Source organism: Fodinibius salipaludis (assembly GCF_002287075.1).
In the GTDB taxonomy this organism is placed as follows: domain Bacteria; phylum Bacteroidota; class Rhodothermia; order Balneolales; family Balneolaceae; genus Fodinibius; species Fodinibius salipaludis.
In genome coordinates, this window is record NZ_NSKE01000014.1 from 44,423 (window position 1) to 56,617 (window position 12,195).

Below are 12,195 nucleotides of genomic sequence, written 5' to 3' on the forward strand. Positions count from 1 at the left end.
TTAGTACCTAAATTAGTGTCTCGCGCTAACCCTTTTGTTTTGAAGATACTGTTTGGTGATAGTAAAACTAAAAATACTTCCCTTATCTTTGTTCGACTCCACCCAGATATCGCCGAGATGCTGTTCTACAATCTTTTTACAGATAGCCAGTCCCATACCACTACCGGAAAATTCATCACGAGTATGCAATCGTTTAAAGATGGCAAATACTTGATCGTGGTATGTAGGATCTATGCCAATGCCATTATCTGTTATTGAAAATTGCCAGCAATGGTCTTTTTCTTCAGCCTCAATACTAATTACAGGCTGTTGCCCATCCGGCTGATATTTAAGTGCATTTGCCAGTAGGTTTTGGAAAAATATTTTCATGGTAACGGGTACTACATGCAGTGTGGGTAGATTACCGATAGAAATTTCTGCTTTTGATTCCTCAATATCAGGTTTCAAATTTTTGAGGATCCCACCAACCAGCGAGTTTAAATCCGTTAGTTCTACGGTAGTATATTTTCGGCCGATACGTGAATATTCCAACAAATCATCAATGTTATTACCCATTCTTTGGGCACCATCTACCGCATAATGGATATATTCATGAGCTTTCCGGTCAAGTTTTCCTTCATATTTCTTTTTGAGCAGTTCCATAAAACTACGTACCATGCGTAGCGGTTCTTTGAGGTCGTGTGAGATGGTATAGGCAAACTGTTCCAGTTCCTCGTTTTTGGTATTTAGGTTTTCTACCGAATCTTCCAATTTATCTTTTAACTGTTCTTGCTCTTCAAAGGCAGATTGTAATCCGTTAAATAATTTTGGTATTAGAAAAACGGCAATACCACTTAAAAACACGAGATTTGAAGAAACCGCAATCCATGAATCCAGTTGGTATTCGTTAAGTAAAATAGAGCTGGCAAATCCATAATAAAGGGCAAGACCAAAGTAGATACAGATAAGGGTATTTAGCATTAATGTTAGATAACCATATTGCTGATCGAGACTTACTAAAACAAAAATAGTAATTGCAAACATATACAGTAGCCCGGGACCGTTTGAGCCGAGATAGTGTAACATTACTACAGATGTTGTATATAATGCCCCATTAAATAGAAGCTTACGAAGAAAGACCGAAATGCCGGGTACAAAAGCCACAGCTAAAATGGTAGCAAGGGTAATAAAATCGGAGAGTATCATCCCGGTTACGGAAAACTTGTAGGCCATATATATACCAGGGACCAGCACAATTATACTCATCGGTATTAAAAAAGTAACCGTAGCTGCAAAAAGCTGATTTTTCCAGTAATACACCGAGTTTTGCGAAATAGAAAGTACAGTACAATTACGGTAGATAGTGGTTTTATATGTATTCCAGAGATTTTTCAACGGCTGTATGGTTAAAAAATGGCAGGTGTAAACCTGAAATTGCTACATTAATAATGGAAGCCTTAACCTAAACTGAAGGATTAGAATTTGTTATAAATGATGAGTTCCTAATCAGATTTGCGGACTGTAAAATAAAACGTACTCCCTTCCCCTATTTCTGACTTTACCCAAATTTTGCCCCCGTGTTTTTCTATAATTTTCTTTGATACCGATAATCCAATTCCTGTTCCGGGATATTCATTTTGGGTATGAAGACGCTGAAAAATAGTAAATATAGTATCCTGAAACTCATCCCTTATGCCAATACCGTTATCAGTAACGGAGAACTCCCAGTAGTTATCGGCCTCTTTTGACTCAATCTTAACTATAGGCTTAGTACCAGGCTTGTGATATTTAATAGCGTTGTTAATTAAGTTTTGAAAAACCTGTTGCATTGGAGTTTTAGAGGCCTCAATAACCGGGAGGTTATCAAATACGATGTTCGCATTATTTTCCTTAATAGTAGTATGTTCCAGTTTTAATATTTCTTGTAACAGATCATTTACATTTACTTGCTCCCGAGCAAAATTATTTTGATCCATCCTTGAGTAATTAAGTAGATCCAGGATAATACGCCGCATGCGATGGGCTCCATCAACAGCGAAATTAATATACTGTTGTGCTTTGTCATCGAGTTGATTGCTGTATTTTTGCTCCAAGCGATCAAGGAAGCTTGAAACCATGCGAAGGGGTTCCTGCAAATCGTGTGATGCTACGTAGGCAAACTGCTCCAGTTCTTCATTGGTAGCGGCCAATTCCTTGGCTCGCTCTTCTAACTCTTGGTTTAACCGTTTAAGCTGTTCATGATTTTCTTTTCGCTCAGTGATATCTCGAAAATATACCGATAATCCCGTTTCTGAGGGATAAGCACTTACCTCAAACCATTTTTCTACCCCGGGATAAAATTCTTCAAAGTTGACGGTTACCTGCTTGTCAACCGCTTTGTGATATTGGGTATAAAAATCGAGTTCAACAGCATCATCATAAACATTCCATAAATTCTTACCGATAATATCATCACTGGACGTATCCAAAACCTGTTCGGCGCGTTTATTCCAATAGGTTACTGTCCAGTCTTCATCTACGGCAAAAAAGGCATCACCAATGCGCTGCAGTATTTCGATTTTCTCCCGTTCGGCTTCTTTTTCTTTAGTTATGTCCACCATGAGCCCATGCAGTTGATCAGGATCACCATTTTTTGTAACAACAGTTACATAATCACGAAGCCAGACGACCTCATCATCGGCATCAAGAATACGGTATTCAAAGGAGTGATCTTTCCCTTGCTGTGATTTATGGTGGCAATATTCAATAGCTTCTTTTCGATCGGCGGGATGGATATGCTCTTGCCAGAAGTTGGGTTTGCTGAGCCATTCTTTGGGAGTATATCCCAGCAATTCTTTTATCTTCGAGCTTATATATTGAAATTTAAAGGTATCTGCATCGGCCTCCCATACGATACCGTTAACCGATTGTATTAAAGATTTATACCGATTATTCGTCTCCTTGAGTTGAGTGCTTTGTTTCTGGTTTTGCTTATAGGTTGCTATTTCGCGAAGTACGGCAGGCCCCAGCCGATCTAAATTTTGCTTCGTTATATAGTCTGACCCTCCTCTACGTATAGCATCTATGGCTTCCTCTTCGCCGGGAGGTCCGAATACAAAAATAAAGGGAGTATGGGGATGAATGTCCCGAACGATATCGAGTGCTTTGGCCCCGGGAAAGGTGGGTAGATCATAATTACTGACAATAAGGTCTGGCGGATTATTTTCGAGTCGGTCAATAAGCTGATGCTCTTTGCTAATAATATCCAGCTGTACAGGAATATCGATTTTGTCGAGTTGCAACTGGATGAGGTCAGCCTTGCTCTCATCATCGGTAATAAGTAAGATTTGGTATCTCCCGCTCATACTAAATGCCCCTTTAGAAGCTCCAACCTTGTTAACAAATCTTAAAATCCTTTAATATAATTATAAAACACAAATGGAATTTGTCCAAATTATTTAAAGGGGGATTAGTTTTAGAATGATAAGACAACGGTGAGAAAAATGCCGTGGATGATGGTGCCTACTTTAAACGGTTGCTGATATTGTTTAAAGTATATCCGCTGCGCTTTACCATCTCCTTGCAAGGAATATGAGGAGAAAGCCACTCTAAGTATCAATATTAAGTGATGTTCAAATAACTTCTTCATAACAGTCCTTTAACATTGCCATAACGACAAGGTATAGCTCATCAACTATATTCTACTTTCTCAAATAAGGGCAGGAGGTTTCATCCGAATTCCTCTGATAAAGATTTGCGCTGTCCATAATGAAATGATTTTAACGGTGGCGATTGTACTGAGGATCAGCTTGAATGTTATTCAAAGCTGGCAAGAAATAGCGGGTAAAAGAACAGCAAGAACCTAATTAATGAAAGGGTATTTATGAAGGTATTAAAGTATGCAGTATTAATTGCGCTTATTGCAACTGCTGGTTGCGGGCAGTCTGAAGTAGAAACAACACCTGAGCTTATCGGGCATCGGGGCGCTACGGGATTAGCACCGGAAAATACTATTTCCGGATTTAAGAAAGCGCTGGATTATAATGTTGATGCTATTGAGTTGGATGTGGTGATTTCTGGCGATGATCGGGTAGTTGTTTCTCATGAGCCTTGGTTTCGACATGATATTTGTTTGACGCCGGAGGGAGATTCCATATCTGCGGATTCCCAGAAAGATCATCTGATATATAAAATGGAGTATGATCAAATTGCTGAATATGATTGCGGATCTGTACAAAGAAAAGGATATCCCGATCAGGAGAATCAGCCGCTGGCAAAGCCGCTTTTGACAGAGGTTATCCGAGAAGTAGAAGACCATATTGACGAAAATAATTTAAAACGGATTGGGTACAAGGTAGAAATAAAAAGTAAGTCTGCATGGTATGAGGACAATGAAATACAGCCTACCCCGGAGCAGGCTGCAGAACTGGTACATGAGGTGTTGGTAGAAAAAGGTATAATAGATCGGGTCGATATTTTTGCGTTTAATCCTCGGATACTGGACAAATTCGAAGAAATTGACTCCTCTATTCCAAGGGTATTTCTCATCCCTAAAAGCAAAACGGATGTTGGCAAAAACCTATCAGCCTTAAACAGCTTGCCTGATATTTACGCTACTAATTATGAAATCGTGGATTCCAGCCTTGTTGAACAGATTCACAATAAGGATATGCAGCTTTATGCGTGGACAGTAAATACGTACGAAGATATGGTTGAGCTTGTAAATGTAGGTGTGGATGGAATTATCTCTGATTATCCAAACTACTATAAAAAACTAAGAGCGCAGTGACTGACAAGTGTGGTTGGACTGAATAAATGTATTGCTCGGACCGGCAAATAAATTAAGACCGGACAAAAAAATGAGAGGAAGATAACTGGGGCCAACTATACTTATCTGTTATACAATTTCTCACCCATCCAATATAGCTGTGTGAATATAAGCCAGGCTTGAGTTGGTAATAGTTTGATAACAGTAAGTTTCAAGTATGGTCAAAGCTGAAAATTATTATCTCCAACCAATGAACGGACGGCAATAGTCTAAGTCAAAATCAAAAAAGCTAATCTTTTAGGAATGATGAATTGGAATATAATGGAAGGAATATGGGCAGAATTTCGAAAACCAGCTATATCGGTAATAATAATGTTAATGGGATTAACGTCTCAATTATATGCACAAGATGTTAGCGGCGTAGTAACGGATGAAACAGGTTCCGTACTTCCTGGAGTCAATATAATGGTAAAAGGGAGAGATGTGGGGACATCAACGAATACAGAAGGGGAATACAGTTTGACGGCCCCAAGTATGCAGGATACGCTGGTATTCTCATTTATCGGATATGAAACCCAACAAGTTCCCATCAATGGAAGGTCGGAAATTGATGTCCAGCTGCAGTTGGACACGGTAACTGGCGAAGAGGTTGTGGTTGTTGGATATGGTACCCAACAAGAAAAAAACCTTGTTGGCTCAGTTGATAAAGCGAATGTTGAAGGTATTTCAGCCCGGCCGTCTGCTGATATCGGAAGTTCTTTGCAGGGTGCTGTACCCGGGTTAAATATTCGGAATGCCGCTGGTGGAGACCCATCGGAAACCCCTGAAATTAATATTCGTGGTTTTAACTCGATTAACGGTGGAGAACCTCTTGTGTTAGTTGATGGAATAGAGGAAGATCTTGCGAACGTTAATCCCAATGACATTGAAAGTGTAACCGTCTTAAAAGATGCGCAGGCTGCCGCTATTTATGGTGCCCGAGGCTCCTTTGGTGTAGTTTTAGTGACTACAAAAACAGGTAAAGAAGGGGAGTTTGAGGTTGAATATTCTAACAATGTTGGTTTTACGACAAATACAGCTCGAACTGATTTTGTAACCAATCCCGCCACCTATGCCAGGTGGGCCGATGGTGCTATTGGCAACTATCACAGTGGTTGTTATGTATGTTATGATGAGGAAGATTATGAGATTGCAGAGCAAGTAGCTAATGGAGAGAGAGAACCTTTTTATGAGCAACAGCCGGACGGGACCTATAAATTCTATGAAAATAATGACTATTACGACATCCTGTTTAAAGATCGGCGCGTGCATCAGACGCATAATATTTCTGTTTCTGGAGGATCTGACAAATTACAAGGATATATATCGGGGAGGATATATGAACGGGAAAAAATTCAAAATATTCAGGATGCAGAGATGCGACGATATAATCTCCAGGTTAACTTGACGGCTACTCCTTATGAATGGTTGCAATTATCTGGGATTAGTAAGTTTAGCAGTAGGTATGACGAACAGTATGCGGGCACGAAAAACGGATGGGGTGGTGCCTTTGGAGTTAGTAAATGGCGAGATCTTTTTCCCAACTATCCCGCTTTTATAGATGGGGAGGGCGTAAGTGTTGGACGAACCAGAAATGGTTATGTAGGCCGTTTGGGCGCCCTAAAAGAAGGAGCCGCTCATCGCCAATGGCAATATGAAAAACAGACGAATACGCTTAAAGCTGAGGTAACTCCGATTGATCAGTTAGTACTTAATGTGGATTATAGCTATAGCATTGATCGAACGGATCGTACCTTTAATTACACTCCATTTTCCTATCTGTCGGGCAATGAACTTGAGTTGGTAGAGGATGCAGGTCTTAATCGCCATAATGAGTACCGTTGGAAAGATTATTATAAGGCGTTGAACATTTATGGAACGCTTACTGAGGATATCGCAGATAAGCATAACTTCAAGTTAATGCTTGGTTTTAACCAGGAAGTGTTTGATCGTGACCGAGTAGGAGCCCGCATTGAGGAGCTGCTTACAAAAGATAAGGCAAATCTCGCATTTGGAACTGAGATGTTAGATATGTCAGGTTCTACCTTAGAGTGGGCTCTTCAAGGTTATTTCGGTCGTTTTAATTACGATTATAATGGCAAGTATCTATTGGAGATCAATACCAGGTACGATGCCTCTTCTCGTTTTCCAGAAGATAATCGATGGGGATTATTTCCGTCAGTAGGGGTTGGCTGGCAAGTAAGCAATGAAAACTTCTGGACTCCTTCTGTCGAGGATATAATGTCCTCATTAAAGCTGAGGGTTTCATACGGAAAGCTGGGAAATCAAGAGGTGGGCGTGAATACCTTCCGGCAACTTATAGGAATGGGTAAGAAATCCTGGTTAGTTGATGGATCAGAAGTTAACTATGCCCGAGCGCCCGAACCTCTTCCGGCAAATATTGGATGGGAAACCATCACGTCCACGAACATCGGCGTTGAAATGGGCTTTCTTGATGATCGGTTGACGACTTCGCTTGATCTGTATGAACGCAATACCAATGACATGTATCTGCCCGGAAGACCTCTTCCTGCAGTATTTGGTGCTTCGGAGCCAAGAAGAAATTATGCTGAAATGCGAAACAGAGGTTTGGAATTAACCGTTGGTTATAATGACCAATTTGAGGTCATGGGTGATAAGCTTTCATTAAATATCCAAGCTAATGTATCGCAAAATAAAGGTGAAATTACGAAATTTGATAACCCAAATGGGTTGTTAAGTACGTTCTTTGAAGGACAGGAACTTGGTGAAATTTGGGGATATCGCATTGACGGGCAATTTCAATCAGATGAAGAAGCGGCTGCGTTCCAGGAAAAATTTGGTCGAGAAAATTTGGTTGAAGTTTACCGAGGAATTCTTGATTGGGGATCAAATAGTGACTGGAATTACCTGAGAGGAGGAGATCTTAAATACGTAGATGTGGATGGCGATGGTGAAATTAACAATGGGAATAACACCTTGGAAGATCCCGGAGATTTGCAACGAATCGGAAATGCGATGCCACAGTTTCCCTTTGGTTTTAACATCAATGTCGGATGGAAAAATATTGATCTTTCTGTTGTTGGACAGGGCGTTGCAAAGCAGCATTGGTACCCATCAGGTCCATTGTACTGGGGAACGTTTCACCGGCCATATGTATCGTTTCTCAGAAAAGATATGTTAGATAAGGTATGGCATCCAGACCATCCGAATGATCCTGATAGAGTCTATCCGCAGCGACAACGAGCGTATAATGCCCTAAGTGAAGGACGGATGTCGGCTAACGTAAATGACTATCATTTAACCAATATAGGATATCTTAGAATAAAAAATCTGACGGTTGGCTATACCCTGCCTTCAAGCCTTACGCAAAAAGTTAACCTCAAGAACTTAAGAGTATTTGTTAGCGGGGAGAATTTATTTACATGGAGATTTGGAGGGTTAACGGAATACCTGGATCCGGAAGAGGTAGGTGCACATGTAAGTTTTTCAAATCCCAACGGTGTTCGTGCAAAAGCTCCCCGAGATACGCAATTGTATCCCATGGGCAAGACGTATTCAGTAGGGGTGGAAATTAGCCTGTAATCTTCTTTTGAGCTTTGGGGAAGATTCACCGGCATAGTCTTTAATCAACAATGAAAAAAAATATCTATAACAATGAGTAGGATAATAAAAGTAGGAACAATAATACTGTTGACACTAACATTTACAAGTTGTCAGGATTTACTGAATCAGCCCCCTGATGATGCGGTGACCTCAGAGGAGTTCTTCAACACGGGTAACGATTTAGAAGTTTATACCAATGATTTATATGATGTCTTACCTGCGAAATCGGTCTACATAGACGACGCCAGTTCCGATAATATTTTGGGGGTAAGTGCTTCTGACAGACTAAAAGGGACACGGACTGTACCAACAGATAGGGGGAGTGGGGGATGGTCTTGGGAGAATCTCCGAAAAATAAATTACTTCCTCGAAAACTATAACAGGGTTGATGATGCGGATGCTAAGGCCAAATATTCTGGGATAGCAAGATTTTTCAGAGCTTATTTCTATTTTGAGAAAGTGAAACGGTTTGGGGATGTGCCCTGGTATAATGAAGTGTTGGATGCGAATGATGAAGAGTTGTTAAACAAAGAGCGGGATCCACGAACATTAGTAATGGATTCGGTTCTTGCTGATATAAATTATGCCATCGACAATATTCCAGCCGAAAAGCAACTAAACCGGATTACAAAGTATACGGCACTTATTTTAAAGGCTCGCATTAGTTTGCATGAAGGGACCTTTAGAAAATATCACGATATAGAGGGTCATGAGAAATTCTTGGAAGAGGCGGTTGCTGCTTCTGGGGAATTAATAAATTCCGGAGTTTATGCCTTATATACCGATGGAGGGCCAGACCAAGCTTATCTGGATCTTTTTGCGAGAAACAATCAAGATATGACGGAGACCATTTTAGCGGTGGATTATGAATTTGGAAAAAGAACGCATGATTTAGCCTATCGGATGACGGCTCCAACACTGGGGAGATGGGGCCTTGCCAAAGATCTTGTCAATAGTTACCTCATGGAAGATGGAACTCCATTTACTGAACAGAATGGATATAAAACGATGGGTTTCTATGAGGAAATGCAAAATCGCGATCCCAGATTGACTCAAACCACCGCCGGACCTGATTTTACGACCTATGGTTCAGATCAACGTGAGCCCGTAAACTTAGATATAACCCGAACAGGATACAGAATAATAAAAGGACTGCCTCCCAAAGGGCCCCAATGGGGTTCGGGAGGATCATATAACGATGTTATCCTTTTCCGTTATGCTGAGGCTCTTTTGATATATGCTGAAGCAAAAGCAGAATTGGGAACGCTTAGCCAGGGAGATTTGGATATGTCGATTAATAAATTGCGTGATCGCGTTGGTATGCCGCACTTGAATATGGCAGAGGCCAATGCTAATCCTGATTCCTATCAGGAAGCTATGTACGAAAATGTACAAGGTGCAAATAAAGGGGTCATTCTGGAGATTCGTCGTGAACGAAGAATTGAGCTGGTAAATGAAGGGTTCCGCTGGGATGACATCATGAGATGGAAAGAAGGGCAAATATTTGAGGACCCTATAAACGGGATATATTTCTCAGGATTGGGTGCGCATGATTTTAATAACGATGGTGATGCCGATGTATATGTGCATGATGGCGATGCCTCTGGAGCACCTGAAGAAGTAACCTCAACCATAAATACTAATGAGCGGCCCCTGACAAATGGCACATCCGGAAACTTGCAATTGTTCGACGGAGGTTCATTTGATGAGCGCAGGGATTATTATTACCCAATACCTCGTGAAGATTTAGAATTGAACGATAATTTAGAACAGAACCCTGGCTGGTAAAAATGAATTCAATTCTGTGTCATGTGGATTGTATAAGGTTCAGCATGGCACGGGGTTTATCAAAATCTGCAATAAGAAATTATTAGAATAACATCCATATGAAAGTGTATATAAGATTTTCAACATTAGTTACTGCAATGTTACTGTTTTGGGTTAGTTTGGCCCTGGCGCAAAACACCGCTACTGGTATCGTTTATCATGATGCAAACGGAAACGGAAAACTCGATTCCTCAGAACAAAGGCTGGAGGATGTCGCTGTATCTAACGGAGAGGATGTTGTGTTGACCGACAAGCAGGGACGCTATAAACTCTCCACTGGTGACGATACGATCATCTTTGTCATAAAACCAGATGGTTATAAACTGCCGGTTGATGATAAACAGCGTCCAGAATTTTACTATATCCATAAACCAGAGGGTTCCCCAGACCTGAAATACAGTGGCGTATCCCCTACCGGACCGCTTCCCAATTCGGTGAACTTCGGGCTAATTGAAGGCGATAAGACCAATAATTTTGAGATGCTTGTCTTTGGAGATCCCCAACCCTATAGCATGGAGGAGTTGGATTATTTTGACAGGGATATTGTAGATGAACTTGCAGATGTTGAGGGTTATGAATTTGGTATTACGCTCGGTGATATTGTCGGTAACGATCTGGATCTCTTTGAGCCTTATTCCAAGTCGGTTGCCCGCATCGGTCTGCCATGGTTCAACGTATATGGTAATCACGATATGAACTTTGATGTGGAGCATGACTCGCTTGCTGATGAGACTTTTGAAGCAACTTTCGGTCCGCCGACTTATGCGTTCAATAAGGGTGACGTACACTTTATTATGCTCGACGATGTAGTATATCCCCGAAAAGATGGGGAGTCTGGCTATATAGGGGGATTAACTGATAAGCAGCTTACATTTATTGAAAACGATCTCAAACATGTCCCCTCAGATCACTTAATTGTTCTTGCTTTGCATATCCCGATAACGCTACCTCGTTGGAGAGAGGGAGATAAATACTTTAGAATGGAAGATCGCCAAAAGCTTTTTGATCTGCTTTCGGATTATCCGCATACCCTCTCTCTTTCTGCTCATACTCATGTGCAACGACTGCAATTTTTAGATGAGGAGCAGGGATGGAAGGGAGAAAATCCCCATCTGCATTACAACGTAGGTACGACCAACGGAGACTGGTGGTCAGGCGAACCTGGTGAAGATGGTATCCCGCCAACAATTATGAGAGATGGAACGCCCAACGGCTATGCGAGTATTCAGTTTGAAGGCAATGATTTTAAGCTTAACTATAAGGTGGCCGGTGTTGATGAGGAAAAGAAAATGAATATATGGGGACCTAAAGTCGTTCCGCAGCGCGAGTGGTTCAATGCAGATATGTACGTAAATTACTTTCTGGGCAGTGATTCCACTACCGTTGAATACCGGGTTCAGGGGAAAGAAAAGTGGCGGCAGATGAACAAAGTTGAACTTGGCGATCCCTATATCACCTCTCTGCGTAATAAATGGGACAAATCAGAAGAACTCATTGAAGGGAAACGTCCCAATAACGCTGTTGCTTCAACACATTTGTGGAAAACACGTGTGCCTAAAGACCTTCCCGAGGGCAAACACACTATTACCATTCGTGTTACCGACATGTTTGGCCGACAATTTTTCGACGAATACAGCTACCGTGTCGAAGACAGATAACTACGTTATGGAGTGTAGCGCAAAATAAGTTTAGCGGTTATATATCGTCTTGAAATTATTTAAATACAGCGGACAGAGAATTTCGGCTATATTCTTCTGTTTAAACTGAAATGTGAGTTCAAGTAGTAAGTGCAACATGAAGCAAGACCTCAGGGAAAAACCCCTGAGGTCTTCCGCCAAGCGGGTTATATTCATGTTGTCATGCAAAAATACACCCAACTCAGCCTAGAAAATCGTCATCAGATCAAGGCTCTGCTTAAAGCAGGCCATAATCAGAGTGAAATTGCCCGAACTATCGGTGTACATCGCTCTACAATCAGTCGGGAACTTAAACGTAATGTAGACAATGGCGGTTCCACA

General features: G+C 41.2%; 7 protein-coding genes. 5 read left to right on the top strand and 2 right to left on the bottom strand.

The annotated features are described in order from the left end of the window. Positions 1 to 12: 12 nt before the first annotated feature. Both CK503_RS15375 and CK503_RS15380 read right to left on the bottom strand, forming a co-directional pair. Positions 13 to 1,374, bottom strand: coding sequence for a sensor histidine kinase (locus CK503_RS15375; RefSeq protein ID WP_095607725.1), 1,362 nt, complete (start codon positions 1,372 to 1,374; stop codon positions 13 to 15). Between the two features lie 107 nt (positions 1,375 to 1,481). Beyond that, positions 1,482 to 3,323 (bottom strand): ATP-binding protein, encoded by a 1,842-nt coding sequence (locus tag CK503_RS15380; protein WP_095607726.1) that lies wholly within the window; start codon positions 3,321 to 3,323, stop codon positions 1,482 to 1,484. 518 nt (positions 3,324 to 3,841) lie between these two features. Between CK503_RS15380 and CK503_RS15385 the strand changes: the two genes are divergently transcribed. The 5 genes from CK503_RS15385 to CK503_RS16505 form a co-directional block, all read left to right on the top strand. After that, positions 3,842 to 4,747 (top strand): glycerophosphodiester phosphodiesterase family protein, encoded by a 906-nt coding sequence (locus tag CK503_RS15385; protein ID WP_095607727.1) that lies wholly within the window; start codon positions 3,842 to 3,844, stop codon positions 4,745 to 4,747. A gap of 282 nt (positions 4,748 to 5,029) precedes the next feature. Then, positions 5,030 to 8,329: a SusC/RagA family TonB-linked outer membrane protein gene (locus CK503_RS15390; protein WP_095607728.1), complete on the top strand. Its 3,300-nt coding sequence runs from the start codon at positions 5,030 to 5,032 to the stop codon at positions 8,327 to 8,329. A 72-nt stretch (positions 8,330 to 8,401) separates the two neighbouring features. Continuing rightward, a complete protein-coding gene (locus CK503_RS15395; protein ID WP_095607729.1) occupies positions 8,402 to 10,138 on the top strand; it encodes a RagB/SusD family nutrient uptake outer membrane protein in 1,737 nt (578 codons plus the stop codon). A 98-nt stretch (positions 10,139 to 10,236) separates the two neighbouring features. Then, positions 10,237 to 11,835 carry a calcineurin-like phosphoesterase C-terminal domain-containing protein gene (locus tag CK503_RS15400; RefSeq protein WP_095607730.1) on the top strand — a complete coding sequence of 533 codons (1,599 nt, stop codon included), beginning with the start codon at positions 10,237 to 10,239 and terminating at the stop codon, positions 11,833 to 11,835. 201 nt (positions 11,836 to 12,036) lie between these two features. Further along, a partial coding sequence (locus tag CK503_RS16505; RefSeq protein ID WP_141239953.1) for a helix-turn-helix domain-containing protein occupies positions 12,037 to 12,195 on the top strand: 159 nt, incomplete at its 3' end.